This window comes from Haloarcula sp. CBA1127 (genome assembly GCF_001485575.1).
GTDB lineage: Archaea > Halobacteriota > Halobacteria > Halobacteriales > Haloarculaceae > Haloarcula.
Genome location: NZ_BCNB01000006.1, coordinates 590,890 through 612,190, shown reverse-complemented (window position 1 = coordinate 612,190; position 21,301 = coordinate 590,890). Strand labels below are relative to the sequence as shown.

Below are 21,301 nucleotides of genomic sequence, written 5' to 3'. Positions count from 1 at the left end.
TCGCTGTCTCGCGCTATCGGCCAGCGTCAGTAGTGTTGTACCCGCCGCCGGTCGGCGGCTCGGTTTCCCTAGTGTCAGTGGCTGTCTCATTGGTCGGCGTGGCAGCAGTATCGTCGGTCCGTTCACCTGGCTGGGTCCCGTCCTGCTCTGCACCCGGACGGTTGTCCACTTCGGTTCGGTTCGCCACGTCGCCGCCGCGGTCGCTGGCAACGTCAGGTCGAGTCTGCTGCCCGACGTTCGGGCCGGCGATACCCTGTGCGATAGCGGCGACTTCCGGTCCGCTCAGTTCACTCGCGCGCTGTGAGAGGGTCGTGATCGCCGTCGCATTGATCCCCCTCTGTTCCAGCACTTCGGTGGGGAGCTGGCTGGCGGTTTCGTTCGTTTCGGTAGCCAGTCGCTGGACGTTCTTCGTCTCCGCGTGGAGCTGAGCGGCCTTCGCTCGGTACTCGCCCTCGCTCATCGAGCCGTTCTCACGGGCTTGCTCCAGCGCCTGCTTGCGCTGTTGGAGTTCTTCGAGTCGGGCCTCAGAGTCGTTCACCTGCTCGGCGACGACAGACGCCTTCGCATCGTCAGTGTTCGCCTGTGCGATGCGGACCCCGAACGTCCGTGACTGGACCTCGCCGTCAAGTTCAGCTTCCTGCACGCTGACGACGCCCGCCAGCTGTGCGCCGGGGGCCGTCGCGTTCCCGTTGGCCTGTTCGGTCACCGCTTCCGTTTCCTGCGCCATCGTTGCGGCGGGCACTGCGGCGAGTGTGCTCACCACGAGCAGCAACGCCAGCAAGACCGGGGTAGCTCGTCTCATTCTATCCAGTACTTGTCCACCCAAGACCCTATAAATAGGCGTCAGTGATGCCGGGTTAGCGCCGATTAAGCCGAATTAAAACCGCAATACTGCGCTCGTACCAACCGAGAGGGGGCGGTGAACGGTCGGTGCCTTTATTACTGTGTTTCGTCACCGCTGTCGGTTCCGTCGCCCTCGCCGCCGTCGCCACCAGTCACGTCGGTGTCCGGCAGCGTCACCACGTTCTCTCGGCCGATACGGAACGTCTCGACCTTGTCCTCGTCGCGCAAGCCGCCGATGACCTGACTTGTCTTGGCGTCGGTCCAATCGAGTTCGCCGGCCACCTGCTGTTGTTTGAGCCGCCCGCCGTTCGATTCGAGCAGTTGCAGGACCTGCTCCTCGTTGCTCAGGAGTTCAGCCGGCGGCGTGCCAGCGTCGGCGTCGGTGCCGGCGGCGGCTTCCGATTCTGAATCGTCCGAGGCGACCATCGACGCCGGCGGCTCGGCCGGCTCACCGCCGCCGAGGATGCCGTATCGTCGAAGGGCGTATGCCCCGGCGACGATGCCGACCAGCGTGAGAAGTCCGCCGACGAGGAGGCCGTTCGATCCGCTGTCACCACCGGCGCTGTCCTCTGGGCTGACGACCACTCGCGGCTCACTTTCCCCGAACGTCTGTTGGCCGCGCCAAGTGACAGAGGCGTTCTGCCGTTCGTCGGCCTGTGGCGCGACAGAGTCCGCCTGATAGTCTGCTGGCCAGCGGACAGTCAGTGAGGTCTCGCTGTCCAGAAACAGACCCGAAAGTGCGTCGCCGATTTCGAGGCGGTCACTGGAGACGCCAGCGAAGTTCGTCCACTGGAACCGGTAGGTGATGACGCCGTACGTCTGGCCAAACGTCTCCTCGCGTGCATTCACGGTGACGTTCTCGATAGCCATCTCGCGGCCAGTCGCGTTCTCCGCGGCCCCAGCAGTGCGTTGCATCCGGTTCTTAAATCGGTCCGTGTACGCTGCGGGGTTTGTCTGGATATCGGCACGTAGGTCCTCGAAGGCCTGCGTGGCGTTGTCGTCGTCCAGCCGGATTCGGTAGGCAACCGTCCAGTCAGCGGTCCCGTCAGTGTCTACGTCAGCGGTCATGACGACCACGTCCGCGTCGACGGACTGCTGGCCGAGGCTACCGAACCCGACGCCGGTCGCTGTCGGGACAAGCAGTGCTACTGCGACGAATACGACTACCAGCGTTCCAGCGCTCCGGCCCATCCTACCGCGGCTACCTTCTCAGCAGGTATATCGTTTATTGCCGATTGTGTAAGCTGATAGTCAGCGGCCTTACATCCCATGCCGCATCTCTGACGGGGCCTGAATCACCGGTCGCTGTGGCCACAAGGGGTTTGCCCCGTGAGGGAGTCCGGTTGAGCATGGACAGAGCGAAACTCGACGTGGACACCCTGCTGAAGATTGTCCTCGTCCTCATTGTCGTCTGGTTGGTGCTCGAGGTACTCGATACGGCACTCGGACTGTTGACTGGCCTGCTCGGCATACTTCAGCCGTTCCTCGGCGTGATTCTAGTCGTCCTCATCGTCCTGTGGCTGGTCGACCGGCTGTAGGACCACGCTCTTTTTGCCCGCAGCGGGCGACCCGCTCACTGTGTACAGCATCAACGTCCCGCTTCCGTCAGAAGTCACGTCGCTAGCGGCCGACCTCGCGACGGACCTGCCGCTCGCACAGCGACGGGGACGGGGCGAACACACGCTGGTCGCCAAGCGACTGGGCAACGGCGACCACACAGCCTACGCGCGGCTGGAAGCGCAGGGACGCGAGGCGCTTCGCGGCCAACCGACGTTCGAGGCCCAGATTGCGGGCGTCGAGCAGTTCGAAACGGCTGTGACTGGTCCCTCGCCGGTGGTGTATCTCGCCGTCGAAAGCCCCGGACTAGTCGACCTGCACGAGCGACTCTGTGATCGGTTCGACCCGGTCGACGAGATGGAAGGAGGGGAGTACATCCCGCACGTAACCGTTGCCCGCGGCGGGGACCGGGACGCGGCTGCACGGCTGGTCGAACGGGACATCGAACCTATCCGGTGGACCGTCGACGAGCTCACCTTCTACGACGCCGACCGGAACCAGCCGGTCAGCCGGGTATCGTTGCCGGCATAGGCCGGACGGTCGGCTGTTCCGGCGCAATGGCGAACAGGCGGCACGCGTCGGTCCCGGCGCGGTGTGCCGCACGACTGCTATGCGCGCCGGACAGTAGCTACGTCACAGCGGCCGTGGTTTCGGCTTTGGATATAAACGATTGGACCGAAAGCAACGCTTTTGGAGCGGCCTGCCATCCACTACAGATATGGATTACCGCGAAGTCGACAGTACGTCCGAGTTCGTCTGCCGACTGGAGCACGGTGGGGACTGGCGCGCGCAGATCGAGGCCTTCGCGGACGAACAGGGCATCGACGCCGGCTTTTTCTACGGGCTTGGGGCAGTGCAGGACGCGGAACTCATGTTCTACGACCAGGACCGGACCGAATACGACTCGCTGACCTTCGATGAACCGCTTGAGGTCGCCGCCTGTATGGGTAATATCTCGCATCTCGACGGGGAGCGGTTCGCCCATACGCACGCCGTCCTCTCGCGGCCCGACGGCGAGGCGGTCGCCGGCCACCTGAACGCCGGTACCGTCTGGGCGGGTGAACTGTACGTCCGCGGGTTCGATACGGAACTCCAGCGGGAGCACGACGAGCCGACCGACCTGGACCTCTGGAATATCTAAGATGCGGGAGGCCGACGAACAGTACTTCGAAACGCTCGAAACCCAGCTCGAAGCCGCCTTCGACGTCGCCGAGCGGGCTAAAGAGCGCGGTGGCGACCCGAAGCCAGAAGTCGAGATTCCGACCGCCCGTGACATGGCCGACCGAGTCGAGAACATCCTCGGCATCGACGGTGTTGCTGAGCGAGTGCGGGAACTGGAAGGACAGATGTCCCGCGAAGAAGCCGCACTGGAACTGGTCGAGGACTTCGTGGAGGGGACTGTCGGCGACTACGACAGCCGCGAGGGGAAAGTCGAGGGCGCGGTCCGGACTGCCGTCGCGCTGCTGACTGAAGGCGTCGTCGCCGCCCCTATCGAGGGCATCGACCGCGTGGAACTGCTGGAGAACGACGACGGGACGGAGTTCATCAACGTCTACTACGCCGGCCCGATTCGCTCTGCCGGCGGGACAGCGCAGGCACTCTCGGTGCTGGTCGCCGACTACGCTCGTGCGCTGCTGGGCATCGACCAGTACAAGGCCCGCGAGGAAGAGATCGGTCGCTACGCCGAGGAGATCGACCTCTACGACAAGGATACCGGCCTCCAGTACTCGCCAAAGGAGAAGGAGACGAAGTTCATCGCCGAGAACATGCCCATCATGCTCGACGGCGAGGCGACCGGCGACGAGGAGGTGTCGGGCTACCGGGACCTCGAACGCGTCGACTCGAACTCCCCGCGGGGCGGGATGTGTCTGGTGCTGGCAGAGGGCATCGCGCTGAAAGCGCCGAAGATCCAGCGCTACACCCGGAACCTAGACGAGGTCGACTGGCCGTGGCTCCAGGACCTCATTGACGGGACCATCGGCAAGGACGAAGCGGACCAAGAGGACGGCTCGGAAGACGCGAACAGCGACGACGGTGGTGATGGCGCGGACAACGACGACGGGGACGACGCTGAGGAGGAGGCTGGACCGCCGCGGGTCGACCCCGCCGACAAATACCTCCGGGACCTCATCGCCGGCCGCCCGGTGTTCTCCCACCCGTCGAAGGCGGGCGGGTTCCGCCTTCGCTACGGCCGGTCGCGTAACCACGGCTTCGCGACCGCCGGCGTCCACCCGGCGACGATGCATCTCGTCGACGACTTCCTCGCGACCGGAACTCAGATCAAGACCGAGCGGCCGGGGAAGGCTGCTGGCGTCGTGCCAGTCGACACCATCGAGGGGCCGACCGTGCGCCTGGCCAACGGCGACGTGCGGCGCATCGACGACGCCGAGGAGGCACTGGCAGTCCGCAACGGCGTCGAGAAGATACTCGACCTCGGTGAGTATCTGGTCAACTACGGCGAGTTCGTCGAGAACAACCATCCGCTCGCACCGGCCTCCTACACCGTCGAGTGGTGGGAGCAGGACCTCGACGCCGCCGGCGCGGACGTGCAGGCGATGCAGGACTCGCCCCACATCGACCTCGCCGACCCGAGCGCCGAGGAAGCTATCGAGTGGGCGACCGAGTACGACGTCCCGTTGCATCCGAAATACACCTACCTCTGGCACGACGTGAGCGTCGACCAGGTGTGTGCGCTCGCCGCCGCCGTCGAGGACGCACAGGTCGCGCAGGCCGACGGTGCGTACGCCGACCCAGAGATGGACGGCACAGCGGGCGACGCACACAGTGACGACGGCGCGCTCGTCCTGTCACGGAGCGACGCCGTCCAGCAGACGCTGGAACACCTACTCATCGAGCACACCCAAGACGAGGACACGATTACGGTCACCGACTGGGTACCGCTGGTACGGACACTGGGGTTCTCCCGGTCACTAGAGCGGGACTGGACACCGTCGGACCTCTCCGAGCACGCGCAGACCTACGGCGAGAGCGAGTCGGTCGACGCCATCGGCGTTGCCGAAGACGCCGAGCAAGAAGACGGTCAGAACGCCATCAAAGCGGTCAACGAGATCGCGCCGTTCCAGGTCCGGGAGCGTGCCCCAACCCGCATCGGCAACCGGATGGGCCGTCCCGAGAAATCAGAGCGTCGGGACCTCTCGCCGGCCGTCCACACGCTCAGCCCCATCGGCGAGGCCGGCGGGGCACAGCGAGACGTGGCCAAGGCGACGAAACACGCCGACGACATGAGCGACACGCCCGGCCGCGTCGAAGTCGAAGTAGCCCGGCGGCGCTGTCCCGACTGCGGGACCGAGACCCACCAGGCGGGCTGTCCCGACTGTGGCGGGACCACCGAACCGGTGTACGTCTGTCCCGACTGCGAAGCCGAGGTCGAGCGCGACGAGTCCGGCCGCGCGGAGTGTTCCCGGTGTGAGACGCTCGCCTCGCCGACCCAGTACAAGGTGCTCGACCTGCAAGAAGCGTATCGGGACGCCCTGCAGAACGTCGGCGAGCGCGAGACGGCCTTCGAGCAACTGAAAGCGGTCAAGGGGCTCACCTCCGAGGAGAAGGTCCCGGAGCCGATGGAGAAGGGTATCCTCCGGGCGAAACACGACGTGTCGGCGTTCAAGGACGGCACGGTCCGCTACGATATGACGGACCTACCGGTGACGGCGGTCCGAGCCTCGGAACTGGATGTCTCTGCCGAGCGACTACGAGGACTGGGCTACACAGAGGACATCCACGGCGACCCGCTGACCCACGAGGACCAACTGGTCGAGCTAAAGGTACAGGATATCGTCCTCTCGAACGGCGCGGCCGAGCACATGCTCCAGACTGCCCGCTTCGTCGACGACCTTCTAGAGCAGTACTACGGGCTGGAGCGGTTCTACGAGTTCGACGACCGCGAGGACCTCGTCGGCGAACTCGTGTTCGGAATGGCCCCCCACACCAGCGCGGCGACGGTCGGCCGCGTGGTCGGCTTCACCTCCGCCGCCGTCGGCTATGCGCATCCGTACTTCCACGCCGCCAAGCGACGGAACTGCTTCCATCCGGACACCCGGCTGTGGTACGAGGATGAGGATGGCAACTGGGAATACGGCACCATCGAGGAACTGGTCGAAAACCGGCTGCACGACCCCCAAGAGGACGACTTCGGAACGCTCGTTCAGGAGTTAGACGGCGACCTCACGGTGTCATCACTTGGCGAAAACGGCCCCTGTCGCCAGCCCGTCGACGCCGTCTCGAAACACCCCGCGCCGGACCACCTCGTGGAAGTAACCGTTGGCGACCGGACGCTCCGGGTCACGCCCGACCACACGATGCTCCGGGCCGGTCCCGACGGGATCGAGGAGGTCCCGGCCAGCGATTTAGCCGCCGGCGACGACCTCCCTGCCTACGACGGCGGCGAGACGACCACGATGACGGCACGCGGCGAGGCCTCGACGGCGGCTACCGACGGCGCAGCCCCGACAGACACCGTCGAGGCTGTCGAGTACGTCGAGAGCGACGTGGACTATGTCTACTGTCTCACGGTTGCCGACACGCACCGGGTTGCCGTCGAAGGCACCTACGTCGGCCAGTGCGACGGCGACGAGGACTGTGTGATGCTCCTGATGGACGGCCTGCTGAACTTCTCGAAGTCGTATCTCCCGAACCAGCGTGGCGGCCAGATGGATGCACCCCTGGTGATGTCCTCGCGCATCGACCCCAGCGAGATCGACGACGAGGCCCACAACATGGACATCATGGACGCCTATCCCCGCGAGTTCTACGAGGCCACGCGGGAGATGAAAGACCCGACCGAGGTCGAGGACGTGATGAAAATCGCCGAAGAGACGCTGGGGACCGACCGCGAGTACACCGAGTTCCGCCACACCCACGACACGGCGAACATCGCCGCCGGGCCGGACCTCTCGGCGTACAAGACGCTCGGTTCAATGGAGGACAAGATGGACGCCCAGCTGGAGATTTCCCGAAAACTGCGGGCCGTCGTCGAGAGCGACGTGGCCGAACGCATCATCGAGTACCACTTCCTGCCGGACCTCATCGGCAACCTCCGGGCCTTCTCCAGACAGGAGGTCCGGTGTCTCGACTGCGGGGAGTCGTTCCGCCGCGCGCCACTGACCGGCGACTGCCGGGAGTGTGGCGGCCGCGTCAACCTCACCGTCCACGAGGGGTCGGTCAACAAGTACATCGACACAGCCATCCGCGTCGCCGACGAGTTCGGCGCACGGGACTACACGAAACAGCGGCTCAAGATACTGGAACGGAAGATTGAGTCGGTATTCGAGAACGACCACAATAAACCCACGAGCCTTGGGGATTTCATGTAACCGGCAATAGTTACAGGTTAACCTCAGACATTGACTGATTGATATTCCCCTCGGTAGGAGCGGCGAGATACGGCTCTATGGCGTCGTAACTCGACCAGCCGCCGAGAGCCATAACGATGCGGGGCGAAACGTTCTCTTCTACCAGCAGGTGATTCGCCCAACATCGCCGGAGATCGTGGCTCGACACCCGCCGGTAATCACCGTCGCCTGTGCTCTCGGCCGCCTGGTCGGCCGCGCGGTCGACCCAATCCTGTACGGTCCGCTTCGCTCTGTCGACGAGCGGCTCACCGTCGGCTATTCCCTTTTCCTGGCGATAGCGGTTGATTTGGGCCTCGAACTCGCGGGGGAGCCATGTCTCTCGGTGCTTACCCCCAGAGTAAGAGCCCGTGGTATCCTTTCCAGCCACTACCTCAAGTTCAAAATGCGTCCCATCCGACCGCCGCGAGATATGGGCGGGTGTCACGTCGAGCACCTCCGCGACCCGCAGGCCACAGTCGCCCATCAACCGTAGGGCGATCTCCTGTTGAAATGTATCAGTCGCCCGCGGCAGCTCGCGGTACTCGTCGCGACTGAGCCACACATTGAACGTGCCGTCTTTGTTTCGTTCGGTGCGCATACACGCTTTTCATAGGGGACGTGCAAGAAGTGAGACGGCCGGGCCGGGTTTTGGGACGGTATTCCGCCGTCACTACGGGAATCTTGCGCGTTTCTATCCAAACGCGCAATCTGGTATCACAGGTCGCCGGGAGCCAGGTCGTCGAATATTCTTCGCGCCACTTTGTAACTCGACTTTCCTAAGATGCCCTCTTCGCGGTCCTCCATGTTCAGCCCGCAATGGTCTGCGACAGCCTGCAGCGCTGAGTAAGGCGGCTTAGCGTCTGCTAATCCAGTCTCTTCCCGGACTTTGAGGCAGGTTTTCAACATCGCCAAGTTGTCCTCGAACGGATCACCGTAACCCTCCGCCCGTGCCACGCCTTCGAGGCCGGCGTTGTAATAGTCGGATTTGGCCATATTCTCCTGCGTATGGCCTGGGAGGCCGCAGGTGCACGACTCGTCTTTCGGGAGTATGCCGTACTCTTTGAGGGTCGAGACGGCCGGCGGCGAGTACCTGTTATCAAGCCGTTCGGCGATATCTTCGACGTGGTACGTCGTCCGCTCTCGGTCGGCGTCGTCGGGGTCGCCAGGATAATAATCCTCGACGAAGTGCGTAACCACATCGTCGACGCTATACCCGGCCGCAAGCCCCAGCATGCCCGTTAGCACGTTCACTTTATGCGTGTTAAGGTTCTCGTCGTCAGGGGCTTCTTTCCGCAGCGACAGCCCGGCGGCGTAGCACTTCGGCAGGTCGTCCGGCGGGTCTATCTCGTCGCGTTCGTAGCCCCCAGCTCCCGAACAACCGGGGTTGTGGACTAACGCCGGTTCCCCGTCGAGTTTGATACTCTCTGCCGCCTCAGCGGGGTCGAATACGTGGTTAATCGTCTCGTCGTTCACCACGTCGTACCCGCTCGAAACGCCCGGAACGTCGTTCGGGGCTACGACGTGATGTTTCACATATTCGCCCCGAACGTCTATCCCAAACGGCAGCTCGTCGACCGCCTGAAAGTCCGACTCCTTGCCGGTCGTGGGCGTGTTCACGACAAAATAGACGTGGAAACCGCCGTTTTGACTCCTAACTATCGGCGTGTCGTCGGGGATTGTCACCCTGTCCGGGTCGAAACTATCCGGCGCTTTGTGAATATCCAGGTCGAATATCAGCAGCTTGTGGCTCATGTGTTCCTTATCGCGGATACCATTGAGTAGCCACGTTTCGCCCGGCAGTTTCGTCAGATCGTCGTGGTTGTAAACGTCGCTGTTCTCACTCAGCGGCTCGTCATACCCGCCCCACGCCTCAGCGGGCCGTTTATCGTCCGGCCCCCGGGCCTTCAGATAATACAACTCCTCGAACGGGAATTTCATGCGCTCGCCCCCCGTTCGTGCGCCTCTTTAGCAGCATCTAACAACGTCTCGGGCAGGAATGGGCTAGTCCACTCGAACGCATCCCGCAGTACGAACAGGTTTGCCCTCGACCGCGTGAGGGCGACGTACCACGTCCGGTATTCGTTCTTTCGAGCTTTCTCACTCTCTAACATCCCGTCCTCTATGGTCCGGGTTATCCCGTCGTACACAACCACGTTCTTCGCCTCGCTACCCTTCGAGGCGTGGATAGTGTAAACCTTAGTCTCGACGCCTCTAACGGGGTCGTCGTTCCGGCTCAGCGCGGCTTTCAGCGCCTCGCGGTCCCGGTCGTCTATCGCGCTGCCGAGATCGGACGCCCCTGAGTTGTTTAGGTGACGGACCGACCCGCTGCCCCGCGTGTAAACGTCCCAAAACTCCGCCTCGACGTATTCGTTCAGCTCGTCGCCGTGAACCACCACCTCAGCGTTCACGATCTCGTTCGCCGCCTGCGTCACGTCCGAACGGGACTCGCTCAGGTATTGGTGGTTCGTATGGTCAAGGATAGCCGCCGCCTCTCGCGCCCGTAGCCTCAGGTCCGCCGGGCGCGTTCCCTCGCTGTCGTCGGCGCTGTAGGCCAACAGGCCGGACCCACCGCCGCTTTCGGGCGTTACTCCGTCAAGGCGCTGTAGCGCGTTATACAGGGCCGTCCGTTCCGCCATATCCTCTTTCGCTCCCCATCCGTCCACGTCCATACTGTTTTGAACCTCAAACAATATCCCCGCCTTTTCCAGCGCCCTCGCCACGCCTGCCGCCTGTCGCTGGGTCCGGGTTAGAAACATCATGTCCGTTCCGTAGTTTTCCACCATGTGCGCGGGCGAACGGGGCGTATCGGGGCTTGGGACGTTCCAACCGTTTTCGCCGGAGTGACTGATCCGGGGCGAGCTGCCAGCGTGGAACGAACCAGAATTGTCGATCTCGACAGGTGGGCGCTGGTGGGCGTTCTCTAACACCGCCGCCGCTGCCGCCCAATGCTGCCGGGGCGGGCGCTGGTGAGCTTTCGGTAGGAGAACCTCAGGCACGTCCAACCGCTCGAAAAACTCGGGGTCCGCGCCCGCGTAGGTGTTAACCACCTGTAGCGGGTCCCCCGCGACTATTGCCACCTCAGCCTGTTTTATCCACCGTTCGCTAAGCTTCGCCATGAGGGGCGTAGCGTCGTGGTATTCGTCGATAACAACCACGTCCTTGTTCGCCTGGACACCCTGGTCTATCGGGGCGCGCAACTGCTCCCAAAAGTCGAATTTGTCGTTTTGAGCCTTGTAGTCCTGCCAATCGTCGAACGCCCGCGCCACGTCACCGGGGTATTTGTCCCGTAGGTCATCCATCATGGGGATTTGCTCGCGGTCCGTCTGTTCCTGCAGGTTTAACAGGTTGTTCGCGGCGTAGTCGAAAACCTGAAAGAGTAGCTGTCCCGGCGGATCGTCCCACGGATTACGCTTGTCGAACCTCAGGCTACGCCCCTCAGCAAACTGTTTTCGGTCGTACCACGTCGCCATGTCCCCGACACCGCCCACCATACGGTTCGCGCAAGCGTGGGTGGTCGCTATGTAGCGCGTGGGTCCGTCTGCCGGGTCCGAAAGCTCGCCCTCAGGGATTATCCCCCAGTCGGCGAGACGTTCGAGGGTCTCCATAGCGAGCGAGTGGCGGTAAGTCGCCCAAAGCACATCTCCGAGCTGGTAATCATGATCATCAAGTAGCCGCGCCACTCTGGCCGCGCTTTCGGTGGTTTTCCCGGTCCCGGGCGGCCCGTTCAGTTTCACGCTCTCGTCTGCTGCACGTTCGTCGATTCCGGTAATCTCAATATCGCCTAAGCTCAGGTTACTCATGCAGTATCACCAACGCTATTGAACCCGTCACCGCCGTCCTGGGCGTCATCAGCGCCCGATTCGACGGGTTCCGTAGCTTCCTGTGTTTCATCGCCCTGCTCGTCCTGTCCATCGTCAAGGAGCGCCGAGCCTTGACGGACCGTAACGCCCGCGTTCGGGTCGGGTACGTAGGTCCGTGGCGTCCCCAGGTCTGGCAACAGCGTCCAAAACCGTTCATCGCTGCCGTTCACCCACTTGCTCATAGACGCGCCGGACGTTCCGGGGACTGTGAGGTTCCGAGCGTTCAGCTCGTGGTAGAACGCTGCCCGCGTAATCTCAGCGTCGTCTAGGATGGGCTCAATCACCGATTCATGGACGCGAACCTCATTTACGAGGGCGTCCGGCAGGTCCCGCCCGTCCGTGGGGTCGCTGAAATCAGCCGGCAGGTCCGCCCACCAATCGGGCAGGTTGTGGCTGACACGGACGATCCAGATTCCGGTGTGGTCAAGAGCACTTTCCGGCGTTCCGTAGCCGGTCAGCCGTTTCACCTTGTTTTGCAGCGCCTCGACGGCCTTTGTGCGCGCGCCTCGCGTGTATTGAGTGTCCCCGCGGGCGTCTATCATGTCAACCACGAAGTCCCGCCATTCCTCACCGCCTCGCCGGTCCTGAACCGGTTTTGCGGTGTTCACACCGCCCGACTCATGAATCAGGTCGCGGAATTGCGGGAAAGCGAAATGGCCGCGTCCGTCCTTCCCGCTGCGGGTTTCGACTTTGAACGTGCCGAAGTCCCAAATGTATTCAGCGCCCTGGCGGTGGTCCGTCGTTTTGACGACTGTCACCGACTCTAACCGTTCTTCAACAAATTCGTCGAGGGGCTGCTTGTCCGCACCGCGGTGCTCCTCAACCGCGTCCTTGATTTGCTGTTTCAAATCAGTTTTCGTGAAGAACTCAGTCTGTTGAGCGACGGGGCCGGCGAACGCGCCCACCGGCTGATTCATCCCATCGGCCAGCGCCCGCGCTATCTCGTCAACGAACGCGCTCACCTGCTCCTGTTCGGCTATCCCCGCCGCTGCCGCGTTATCAGCGTCCGCGTGAGCTTCCTCCAGCTCACCGACAGCGGTTTTCATCGCATCCCGGGCCCGTTCCGCTGGGGTAGCGTCCGCGTTACTTTGGTCCTGTTCGTCGTCAGTCATGAGCAGGACCCTCACGAACGGACAGGCTGGCCCATTCTATAGACCCTTCCTCGTGGGGTGAGCCGATAGAGATAGTCGGCCTGACACTTCCTGCCCCCGCGATCCCTTCGCCAACATCACCCTTGTTCGCTGGGGGTATATAAAACAGGCTCTCGCTTCGCTCATCCCCCGCGAAAGGGTCTAGTAAGGTAGCCGTCTCAGTCATCCTTACCACCCCGGCAGAACGGGCATCCGTCGTCGTCGAGCAGGGCCTGGGACTGGGTGGAGATGGAGCGGCCGCAGGTGGGGCAGTCCTCGCTGGTATCCACCGTGTTCGGTCCGTTCATCGGACCCCTCCCGCGAAACGGTGCGAACAGTCCGGGTCGTGCCCCCATTCCTTGCTGCCGCAGGTCACGCGGTTCGCGCACTCCTTGCACCAGGCCTCTCTCCGTTCCAACGTGGGCTGCAGTTTTCCGGCAGCGCCCTTCTTGTGCGCCTCCAAGTGCTCCCTCTGCAGGTGCGGCCAGTCGCGTTTCTGTCCAGACTGCGGGCTCCGCGCACCGCTCATTGCGTCCCCTCCAGCGCCGCGGCCGCGATCTCAGCCGCCGGTCCGTCGGATTCAGCGACACGCCGGAACGAATCCAGATTTTCGAGCACCACCTGGCGGAGTTCCCGGTCACAACTGCGGCAGCGGAAACTCTCGGGGTCGTTCGTCGCCTGCAGCTGGCCGCCACACTGCGGGCAATCGACGTTCGGACCGCTCATTCGGACCACTCTCCAAGGTCGGCCTGCTCACTGTCGTCTTTCCAGCGGTCATACAGCTCGCCGAGTTCGTCGACGGGCGTTCGCGGGTCACATTCCCACAGAAACCGCCCCGTTCCGTGGGTCGGCACTCCGTGATTCGGTGGGTTATTGTCACTATCTCTGCTATCGTCGCTCTGGGTGGTCTCACGACCATCCCGCTCAGGGCTTGACGGTGCGTCTTTGGTAGGGTTCGCCGTCAAGTCCTGCGAAGCGTGATTCGTGCTCATTTTTTCGGGCGCAGGGACAGACTTGCCTGGCCCTCGGGTACTAAGATGCCGCAGAACGTAGCTCGAATTGCCAATAGCGTTCTGCGGCCGGTTCCCACCCGGCCAGCCTTCACACCGACAAGCGGTGCGTCTGTTCTCCTGCTATACCGAAGCCCGATCCCGCATCTGTGATAAAACCCTGGGTCGCATCAATCCTAAACAGTATTCTTAGCGCCTCTATTGTGCGTTTAGAAACGCAAGAACCATTCAATATCCCGCCTGGCCGCCCCTTTTTACCACCTTTCCGGAATGATAGAGAAACATGCAACGGGACGAATTGAGGGCTGACAAAGGCAGTGGTCGTCTGTCGGCGGCCGCCGAGCGCGAACTGCGTGAACTCGACGACCCCACGCACCCACGGCAGACGCTGGGGCCGGAGACCGAACTGGAACTCGTCGGCGAGCGTGTCGAACTCGCGGCAGACGACGAGCGCAAATGGTGCAGTGACCGGCGACACACGGCCGCTGACAAGGCCGAACCGAGCTGTGACGGGTACGGGAGGCCGGTCGACCTGCAGCGCGACACGCCGAACGTCGGCGTCTCTCTCGGCCCGACGAGTCGGGACTTTCTGGACGCAGGGCTGCCGGAGATGGGCGACCTGACCACCGGCATCGACGACGCGGCGAGCACGGACCTCTCGCTGGACGAACTGACCGACGATCTTGGCGACATGAACGACCTGGAACCTCTATGACAGACGACCAAATACCCGAACGTGACACCGGCCGCCAGTCCGACCTGGCGCTGATGGACAGTGAAGAGTACAAAAACAAACGGCGCTTGGAGCGGCTCTTGGACGCCCACGACAGGGTGGAGGAGTGGGACAACGAGAGCATGAGCGAGTACGCGCTCGGCGGCATCAAAATGGAGGCCCGTGAGGTGCTGCTGTTCCGCGCTGTGAAACAGTTCATCAGGGAGGCGTACAATTCTCTCCGAAACCACCACGAGAGCGTCCAAGAACAGGACGAGCCGGTCAAGCCGGATGGCTACTGGGTGACCGACGAACCGCTGGGTGTGATTGAGTTTGAGCACCGCGCGGACGTGCACTTCTACGGACTTCGTGATTTCGTGACGGCGAACCGGATGTACTCGGAGACCTGGGAAGAGGAGGTACAGCGCCGGAACATGCCGGCAACGATGGAAGAGCAGAGCATCACCAAGACGGTCCCCGTTGATATCACGATGGAGGCGTATCTGCTGCTCAAGCAGTTCCTCGACGAAGAGCGAGGGCTGGACCTGTCCTTCAGTGAGACCGAGGGAGACGCCGGGTACGATTACGGCGAGCTGCTTAACAACGCCGCAAACCCAGAACTGGCCGCTGACGGTGGTGAGCGTGATGAGTAGCGACACGAACCCGATTACGCCGACCGACACCGCCGCCGACCGCCAGGAACCGGAGCGACACATCGGCGAAACCGATTTCTGGAATACGGTGTGTCACGACGTGTTCGGACCGCGGCAGGGCGGCGCTATCATCTTCATGGATGCCGAGAACGCCCGCAAAGGCGTAGCAAAGACATCGGGCGCGGTCGCACTCGCTCGCCTGTTCGCCAAGGCGTTCGGCTACGATCTCAAGAAAGAGGACTTCACGCTGTCCGGTGGGGAGTATCTGAAACGCTATCAGGAACACCCAGGCCACGAACAGCCGAGCGTGTTGGTCCTCGACGAGTTCGTGGGCGCTGGCAGCGGAGACAAGCGGCGGAGCATGGCCCAGCAGAACGTCGACTTCGGGAGCGCGTGGCAACTGCTGCGGACGAAGCGCGTGGTAACGTTCGCAACACTCCCGGATTGGAACGAAGCGGACAAGCGGCTAAAGAAGCTCGCTGACTACCGGATATGGCTACGGGAGGAACCTATCGGGTCATTCCAGTCGTACAAGATTACCGTCCCGTTCAACGCTGGGGGCGGCGGAAACGTCCGAACGAAGGGACTGGGATACGGCGAAGGGACGACTCGAATCCACTTTCCCAATATGGACGCCAATAATTGCCCGTACTACCGCCACCTGTCGAAAAAGAAAGACGATCTGATTCATTCGGACACGTGGGACGCCGACGATCTAACCAGCAGCGACGACAACGGCGACGACATGACACCGGAACAGGCGGAACGCCGGCAGGCAGTGGCTACGGCTATCCGCCTCTACCAACCATGGGCGGACGAACCCGAGGCCAGTCAAGAACGTGTAGGTGATGCGGTCGGCTACAGCGACACCTGGGTCGGAAACCGCGTTCGAGAATGGAAGAATGGGGACTACCGAGACATTGTTCCGGACCCAACAGTGGACAAAACGGCTTGATAGAGAAATGCTGAAAACGCCATACGGCAGCGTGGTAAGTCACCACCACAAGTAACCTCGCATAGGCATACACTACATACGCACATAGAGAATCAAAACCATGACTTCCCGAAGCGACCCCGACCGCTCGGACGAATCGAACGACGAACTCCGCCACGACATCCCGGACTGGTACATGCCGGACGGCCCGGTCCGGATAGGAGCTGACCAAGGCGGCGACGATCTCGAAGCCGGCGACGTGCGCCGACAGAAAGCAGTCGAGAATGGGCACAGCATGTCACGTCTGCCGCCCGTGCGCGAAGGAGAGTCCTGCAGACTCTGTAATTGCGAAGGTCGTGATTTGGAACTGATAGAGTGCCCCGCTCAACACTACGAGAACACACACGTGTCACTGTCCAAAAGGCAAAAGGAGCGACTGAGAAAGCAGGCCGAGCGACAGGGGCATCCACAGACACCGCGCTAATCACACAATAGACCGGCCTGAGAGACGCCTTTTTGTCAGATGCGGGAGCGCGGTCAGTTATGGGATTCTTTGACAGATGGTCGCCGAACGACGACGGGTCGTTCACCGACACCCAGGACGACAGCGCCGGGTCGTCGGACTCCGATGGGTCGGACGACGACAGCGGGTCGACACGGCCGGGCAGCAGCGTCCCGAACAATCTGAGCGGCGGCGGGTCAAGCGACCCGGAGCCAGACCCCACGCCCGAACCCACGCAGGAACAGGACCAATTGCTGGACGGGTCGACGGGCAGCTCGTCGAGCGGCGGCGGGTCGAGCGACCCGATACCCGACGACCCGTTCGGTGACAACGACAACCCCTTCGCCGACGACGACAGTGGCGGGTCGAGCAGCGGCGGTGACGAGATGCCCGACGAGAGCGGCGACATGCCGGAGGACAACGCAACGAGCGGGCAGGGAATCGGCCCCGGTGGTGTGTCCGGCAGCGAGGCGGCCACCCCGGACGCCGAACTGGACGCACCAACCAACGACAGCACCGAGGGGATCGAGGCGACCAAGACCGGCGAGCTTGAGGACACGGCCAGCGACCCGCGTATCCGTGAGCAAGCACAGAGCCTGGAACAGCAACTAACCGGAACCAAGGTTACGGACGCCGTCGACGGGCTGAAAACCACGGGCGCGGAGCTACGGGAAGAGGACGTGCAGGTCGTTCGTGACGGCGACACGCTCCGGGCCGAACTCTCGCCGGTCGGCCGCGAGCGCGTGGGCAATATCGCCGACCGGCAGGCCGACGAAGCCGCCGAGCGTGTCGTCGAGGAGCAGCTAAACACCTCGTTCACAAACGAGGACGTGACCGTCGACGACAGCGGGAACATCGACGTGTCCCAGAACGTCCAGAACGAGGCCACGGAACAGACGATTGCGGCCAACAACCCCGGGGTTCGGGAGTCCGATATCACCTTCGAGGACGGCGACCCGACGGTCAACCGCGAACAGACGGACCCGCAGGACCGTGTGGCCGAAAACCTCTCGAACGAGCTGGGTATCACCGAGGGCGAGGACTTTACCACCTCCCGCGAAGCGCCCGCGAACCGCGTGCCGACCGAGCGCGGGCAGGGCGACGTTCGTGTCGACATCACCGAGAGCGGCGCGCAGGAGCTACGCGGGCGGCGCGAACAGCAGGAGGGCGATATCTTCACCGGCGCGGTCGCCGCTCTCGAACGGTCGCCCGGCACGGCTATCAACACCGGCGCGCTGCTTCTGTCGCGTGACCTCGACAGTAACGCGTCGGTCGACCTGCCCGGGGAGGGCAGCCTGATCGGGCGCGGTCGGCAAGACGCGGCCACCGACCCCGGCGACCGCTTCGGCGGCGACCTCGACATCCCGTTCACCGACATCGGTTTCGTCGAGGGGTCCGACGCGGCGGCTGGGTTCGTCGAGGAGAGTTTCATCTCCCCGACAGCCGACCTGGCCGGCGACGTGTTCGCTCTCGGCCAGGCGGGCAGCCAGATCGCCGGCGCTGGCAACCCCGTGGCGATAGCACAGGGGACCGCCGGCCCGGAACAGTCGGCGCGTGCTCTCAACAACACAGAGACGCGCGTGCAGGATTTGGCCCGCGGAGAGAGCGAGCAGCAGAGCGAGCAGGTCGCGCTCGAAACGCTCGGCGAGGGTACGACCCGCGGCGGGCTGGGAATCGCAAACGTCCCGCGCGTCGCCAATGCAGTGTTCGAGGCCGGGTCGTTCACCGTCGAGGCCGGAGAGCAGACCGCCTCAGGCGACGGGGGCGAGTTCGCCCAGGACGCCACGGAGGCCGGCGCGCTCCGGGCCGGGCAGGCCGCCGAGTTCGCGGCAAGCAATCCGCTCCGGTTCACCTCCCAGCTCGCGGGCGGCGCGGTCACAAGTTCCAGCCTCATTCGGCTGGGGCGTCTGGCCGGTGGGTCCTCCGGCAGCCGAGCGGTGAGCGCCGTGGTGCAACCCGGGGAGGAGCTTGCTATCGCGGCCGCTCGGCGGGGCGCGGTGTCGGCCGGCGTGGCGTCGAAGGTCCCCGGAGTTCGCAAGGAGCAGATAATCCCCGAGAGCAAGGGCGGGAGCGGCGACCCACTCGTCGACATCGACATCGACGACACGGGCAGCAGTAGCACGGCCGTCGAGAGCACGGACTTCCGCAGCGACTCCGGCGGTACGTCGACGACCGGCCGCGTCCGTGAGCGCGTCGGTGAGTTCCTCGACGACGAGAGCGCGGCGGCCGGGCCGGGGTCGCGGACACGGCAGCGACAGCGCCAACGGCAGCGCCCCGAACAGGAACCTGTCGTCGAGATCGACGTAGAGAACGACCCGCTCGTGCGCGCCCGGCAGCGCCGACAGCAGGCCCAGGAGAGCGACATCGAGACGCGCATCCGAGCGGACGGGCGGCTTCGAGCGGCCCAGCGCCTCGAAGCCGAGACCGGGACGGCCGCCGTCCAGACGCCCTCGGTCGGGCTGGGGACTGAGACCGGCGTCGGCCTGGACACCGAGCAGTTCGGGGCGACCGTCGCCGTCACCGAACCCACGCTCGCGCTCGAAGCCCGGCAGGAACTGGCGACCGAACCCGTGACCGAGACGCGGAGCGAGCAGCGCCAGGAAACGCGCACCGAAGCCCGGCAGGAACTGGCGACCGAGACCGCTGTCGAGACCCGCACCGAGTTCGGGAGCGAGCTGCGGACCGAGACACGCACCGAGACCGACACCGACGACGACCTGCTCGACGACGACGACCTGTTCGGTGGTGGGAGCAGTGACATCGACACGGCCACGCGTCGCTTCGAGTACGGCGTGGCATCTCCCGACGACGTGCTCTCCGGTGACGCGGGGCTGTCGGTCAGCGGCGATCTGCTCGACGACGATCTCGGCCCGGTCTGACCGCTGTCTGTTCTCTGCGCTATCTGCAGGTGTGTTTTCCGGCCGTCAACCCCAGGGGTAGCGCGGACGTGACTGGGTGCAAGCGGGCTTAAATCGCCAGAAGAGGGGGTTTTAGCTGTCGTCAGACAATTCGCCCAACTTGTCCATCAGCTCGGCCGCCAGTTTCGGGTCGTCGTCGAGCGCCTGCGCGATAGCGTCGGCGTCTTTGTACTCTTCCAGCGTCTCGGCCTGTTCTTTTTCGTCGCTGATCGTCTCCTCTATTTGGTCTATCGCACCGCGTGCGTCGGGCGTGTAGACCGTCCCACACCGAGAGCAAGCCTTTGCGTTCGGTTCGATCGGATTGCCACAGACACCACACACATCCGGCGAGAGTGGGGATTCGTCGTCTGGTTCGCGTATTCCCCACCCCTCTTCGGCCCGTTTTATGTGGTCGTCGCCAGAGAGGTGCGAATACGTGGTCTCCATCACCTGACTGGAGTCGTCATGTCCGATGAGATACTTTATCGTATCATCGGGTAGGTTGTGGTCCCGCTTCGCAATTGTCACGAAATTATGCCGTAAGGCGTGGGGGTGCATCGGCTTTTCAATGTCGGTCTCTTCCTTAATCTCGGACATTACCCTGCGGATAGTCTCGCCAGATACGGGGTCGCTGGGGTCAACAGCGGCGTAGCTGGGGCGAGCGGTAATCAGGTAGTTCTCTGGCTCCGACGTATCTGGGTGATAGTCCAGCCAGTTCTGTAGTGCGCCCTTCGCACCCAGTAGCGGCCGCTTTCCGTTCCGGTCCTGTGCGCCTTTGAGACCGTCCACATTGGGATTGAGTCGGTACGTGCCTTCTTGCACATCAACATCCTTCAGACGTAGCGTGCGTATCGCCTCACGCCGCTGGCCGGTATACAGCAGCAGGTCGAACAGTGCCCTGTCGCGGGCGTTGGAAGCAGCTTCTTGCGCCTCGTTTATCTCCTCCTTCGTGAGCATGTCGTTCGGGTCGACTGGCGAGGCGGATTTGGAATGAATCGGAATCTCGTCTGGGTCGACACCAAACTCATGATACCGATAGAACTTGCGTAGCGCCGCCTGATACGAGCGAAGCGTCCCTTTGGTGATACCACCGTTTTTGTCGACATACGGGTGTGAGCCGTCGTGCATCGCCTGCATATCGCCTTTCAGGTCGTTTAGCGTGGCTTCGGTCAAGTCGCGGTTGCGAGCGAACTGTGCCAGGCGATAGAGCCACGACATCAACGTTCCGGGCGTTCTGGTGCTTTCTCCCGACGGACACGACACCATCACGTTGTGGTCGTCGTAAGCGCGCACCAATTCTCTAACTGCATCGGCCGTCTCTGGGTCTATTTCGCCGGATTCGACGTATTCGTTAAACGTTTCAAGTCGTCGTTCGTATTTTTCTCTTGGAGTGGTCATGCCCTTGACCCACTCCACCTTTCATATTCAACGCGCATAGTAGTGCCGGAGAATCCCCACACGTCATGGGCTGGTTCGACCACAACAAGCAGTCAGGTATCGCGGACTTCATGTGAGCGATAACGGCCACCCGGATTCATCAGGGTGGCAGACGGGCGCGTGACAGCCGTCCGACGGGTGTTTTTGCCCGTGGCGGTCCTGTCACGGGTATGGCCTCGTCCCGCGATTCAGCGCCGTCGTTCGACTCCGGGGACCGGTCGGGGACCCCGTTACCGTCGCCCCGACAGACGCCCAGCACGATCTATCAGATACAGATCGCGCTGTTGCGCTCACAGGTGGCCACGCTGGAAACCGCGCTCAAACAGGAACGCGAACACCGTCAGGCCGTCGTCGACCGGTACGAGCGCCTTCTCCACGGGGAATAACCCGTACCCGGCTGTCGGAAAATTCTGCTGTG

The 21,301-nt window shown here is 63.2% G+C and carries 19 protein-coding genes; 10 read left to right on the top strand and 9 right to left on the bottom strand.

Annotated features, from left to right (window positions below; translation table 11 throughout):
* Positions 1–13 precede the first annotated feature (13 nt).
* Positions 14–802 carry a hypothetical protein gene (locus AV059_RS07700; RefSeq protein ID WP_195156636.1) on the bottom strand — a complete coding sequence of 263 codons (789 nt, stop codon included), beginning with the start codon at positions 800–802 and terminating at the stop codon, positions 14–16.
* 137 nt (positions 803–939) lie between these two features.
* Entirely contained in the window at positions 940–2,034 is a 1,095-nt protein-coding gene (locus AV059_RS07695) for a hypothetical protein (protein ID WP_058993618.1), read from the bottom strand.
* Positions 2,035–2,192: 158 nt separating this feature from the next.
* Between AV059_RS07695 and AV059_RS07690 the strand changes: the two genes are divergently transcribed.
* From AV059_RS07690 to AV059_RS07675, 4 genes are all read left to right on the top strand, one after another.
* A complete protein-coding gene (locus AV059_RS07690) occupies positions 2,193–2,381 on the top strand; it encodes a hypothetical protein (RefSeq protein WP_005536815.1) in 189 nt (62 codons plus the stop codon).
* A gap of 40 nt (positions 2,382–2,421) precedes the next feature.
* Positions 2,422–2,931 (top strand): 2'-5' RNA ligase family protein, encoded by a 510-nt coding sequence (locus tag AV059_RS07685; protein ID WP_058993617.1) that lies wholly within the window; start codon positions 2,422–2,424, stop codon positions 2,929–2,931.
* Between the two features lie 187 nt (positions 2,932–3,118).
* Complete coding sequence (locus AV059_RS07680; protein ID WP_004959905.1) at positions 3,119–3,541, top strand: PPC domain-containing DNA-binding protein; 423 nt, start codon at positions 3,119–3,121, stop codon at positions 3,539–3,541.
* Position 3,542: 1 nt separating this feature from the next.
* Positions 3,543–7,730, top strand: a complete 4,188-nt coding sequence (locus AV059_RS07675) for a DNA-directed DNA polymerase II large subunit (RefSeq protein ID WP_058993614.1) — start codon at positions 3,543–3,545, stop codon at positions 7,728–7,730.
* A gap of 10 nt (positions 7,731–7,740) precedes the next feature.
* Here AV059_RS07675 and AV059_RS07670 read toward each other — a convergent pair whose 3' ends face one another.
* The 6 genes from AV059_RS07670 to AV059_RS22030 form a co-directional block, all read right to left on the bottom strand.
* Positions 7,741–8,346, bottom strand: a complete 606-nt coding sequence (locus AV059_RS07670) for a site-specific integrase (RefSeq protein ID WP_058993612.1) — start codon at positions 8,344–8,346, stop codon at positions 7,741–7,743.
* A 116-nt stretch (positions 8,347–8,462) separates the two neighbouring features.
* The gene (locus AV059_RS07665) at positions 8,463–9,686 is read right to left on the bottom strand and encodes a bifunctional DNA primase/polymerase (RefSeq protein ID WP_058993610.1); all 1,224 of its coding nucleotides are present in this window, start codon (positions 9,684–9,686) and stop codon (positions 8,463–8,465) included.
* Positions 9,683–11,548, bottom strand: a complete 1,866-nt coding sequence (locus tag AV059_RS07660) for a UvrD-helicase domain-containing protein (protein ID WP_058993609.1) — start codon at positions 11,546–11,548, stop codon at positions 9,683–9,685. Before AV059_RS07660 ends, AV059_RS07665 begins: the two co-directional genes overlap by 4 nt.
* Positions 11,545–12,720 carry a hypothetical protein gene (locus AV059_RS07655; RefSeq protein WP_058993607.1) on the bottom strand — a complete coding sequence of 392 codons (1,176 nt, stop codon included), beginning with the start codon at positions 12,718–12,720 and terminating at the stop codon, positions 11,545–11,547. Before AV059_RS07655 ends, AV059_RS07660 begins: the two co-directional genes overlap by 4 nt.
* 543 nt (positions 12,721–13,263) lie before the next feature.
* A complete protein-coding gene (locus tag AV059_RS07650; RefSeq protein WP_058993605.1) occupies positions 13,264–13,464 on the bottom strand; it encodes a hypothetical protein in 201 nt (66 codons plus the stop codon).
* Positions 13,461–13,730, bottom strand: coding sequence for a hypothetical protein (locus AV059_RS22030; protein WP_154021012.1), 270 nt, complete (start codon positions 13,728–13,730; stop codon positions 13,461–13,463). Before AV059_RS22030 ends, AV059_RS07650 begins: the two co-directional genes overlap by 4 nt.
* A gap of 301 nt (positions 13,731–14,031) precedes the next feature.
* On the opposite strand from AV059_RS22030, the gene AV059_RS07645 reads away from it, so the two are divergent.
* From AV059_RS07645 to AV059_RS07625, 5 genes are all read left to right on the top strand, one after another.
* Positions 14,032–14,463, top strand: coding sequence for a hypothetical protein (locus AV059_RS07645; protein WP_058993603.1), 432 nt, complete (start codon positions 14,032–14,034; stop codon positions 14,461–14,463).
* Positions 14,460–15,113, top strand: coding sequence for a hypothetical protein (locus AV059_RS07640; protein WP_058993601.1), 654 nt, complete (start codon positions 14,460–14,462; stop codon positions 15,111–15,113). The genes AV059_RS07645 and AV059_RS07640 overlap by 4 nt, the downstream gene beginning before the upstream one ends.
* A complete protein-coding gene (locus AV059_RS07635; protein WP_058993599.1) occupies positions 15,106–16,068 on the top strand; it encodes a hypothetical protein in 963 nt (320 codons plus the stop codon). Before AV059_RS07640 ends, AV059_RS07635 begins: the two co-directional genes overlap by 8 nt.
* Before the next feature lie 100 nt (positions 16,069–16,168).
* Complete coding sequence (locus AV059_RS07630) at positions 16,169–16,531, top strand: hypothetical protein (protein WP_058993597.1); 363 nt, start codon at positions 16,169–16,171, stop codon at positions 16,529–16,531.
* 59 nt (positions 16,532–16,590) lie between these two features.
* On the top strand, positions 16,591–19,428 hold the full coding sequence (locus AV059_RS07625; protein ID WP_058993594.1) for a hypothetical protein: 2,838 nt from the start codon (positions 16,591–16,593) through the stop codon (positions 19,426–19,428).
* A 111-nt stretch (positions 19,429–19,539) separates the two neighbouring features.
* On the opposite strand, the gene AV059_RS07620 is transcribed toward AV059_RS07625, so the two are convergent.
* Entirely contained in the window at positions 19,540–20,844 is a 1,305-nt protein-coding gene (locus tag AV059_RS07620) for a tyrosine-type recombinase/integrase (protein WP_058993592.1), read from the bottom strand.
* A gap of 209 nt (positions 20,845–21,053) precedes the next feature.
* On the opposite strand from AV059_RS07620, the gene AV059_RS07615 reads away from it, so the two are divergent.
* On the top strand, positions 21,054–21,269 hold the full coding sequence (locus AV059_RS07615; protein WP_058993590.1) for a hypothetical protein: 216 nt from the start codon (positions 21,054–21,056) through the stop codon (positions 21,267–21,269).
* Positions 21,270–21,301: the final 32 nt, after the last annotated feature.

Coding starts and splice junctions, on each gene's coding strand:
- AV059_RS07700 (WP_195156636.1), bottom strand. CDS start 802: ATGAGACGAGCTACCCCGGTCTTGCTGGCGTTGCTGCTCGTGGTGAGC.
- AV059_RS07695 (WP_058993618.1), bottom strand. CDS start 2,034: ATGGGCCGGAGCGCTGGAACGCTGGTAGTCGTATTCGTCGCAGTAGCA.
- AV059_RS07690 (WP_005536815.1), top strand. CDS start 2,193: ATGGACAGAGCGAAACTCGACGTGGACACCCTGCTGAAGATTGTCCTC.
- AV059_RS07680 (WP_004959905.1), top strand. CDS start 3,119: ATGGATTACCGCGAAGTCGACAGTACGTCCGAGTTCGTCTGCCGACTG.
- AV059_RS07675 (WP_058993614.1), top strand. CDS start 3,543: ATGCGGGAGGCCGACGAACAGTACTTCGAAACGCTCGAAACCCAGCTC.
- AV059_RS07670 (WP_058993612.1), bottom strand. CDS start 8,346: ATGCGCACCGAACGAAACAAAGACGGCACGTTCAATGTGTGGCTCAGT.
- AV059_RS07665 (WP_058993610.1), bottom strand. CDS start 9,686: ATGAAATTCCCGTTCGAGGAGTTGTATTATCTGAAGGCCCGGGGGCCG.
- AV059_RS07660 (WP_058993609.1), bottom strand. CDS start 11,548: ATGAGTAACCTGAGCTTAGGCGATATTGAGATTACCGGAATCGACGAA.
- AV059_RS07655 (WP_058993607.1), bottom strand. CDS start 12,720: ATGACTGACGACGAACAGGACCAAAGTAACGCGGACGCTACCCCAGCG.
- AV059_RS07650 (WP_058993605.1), bottom strand. CDS start 13,464: ATGAGCGGTCCGAACGTCGATTGCCCGCAGTGTGGCGGCCAGCTGCAG.
- AV059_RS22030 (WP_154021012.1), bottom strand. CDS start 13,730: ATGAGCACGAATCACGCTTCGCAGGACTTGACGGCGAACCCTACCAAA.
- AV059_RS07645 (WP_058993603.1), top strand. CDS start 14,032: ATGCAACGGGACGAATTGAGGGCTGACAAAGGCAGTGGTCGTCTGTCG.
- AV059_RS07640 (WP_058993601.1), top strand. CDS start 14,460: ATGACAGACGACCAAATACCCGAACGTGACACCGGCCGCCAGTCCGAC.
- AV059_RS07635 (WP_058993599.1), top strand. CDS start 15,106: ATGAGTAGCGACACGAACCCGATTACGCCGACCGACACCGCCGCCGAC.
- AV059_RS07630 (WP_058993597.1), top strand. CDS start 16,169: ATGACTTCCCGAAGCGACCCCGACCGCTCGGACGAATCGAACGACGAA.
- AV059_RS07625 (WP_058993594.1), top strand. CDS start 16,591: ATGGGATTCTTTGACAGATGGTCGCCGAACGACGACGGGTCGTTCACC.
- AV059_RS07620 (WP_058993592.1), bottom strand. CDS start 20,844: ATGACCACTCCAAGAGAAAAATACGAACGACGACTTGAAACGTTTAAC.
- AV059_RS07615 (WP_058993590.1), top strand. CDS start 21,054: ATGGCCTCGTCCCGCGATTCAGCGCCGTCGTTCGACTCCGGGGACCGG.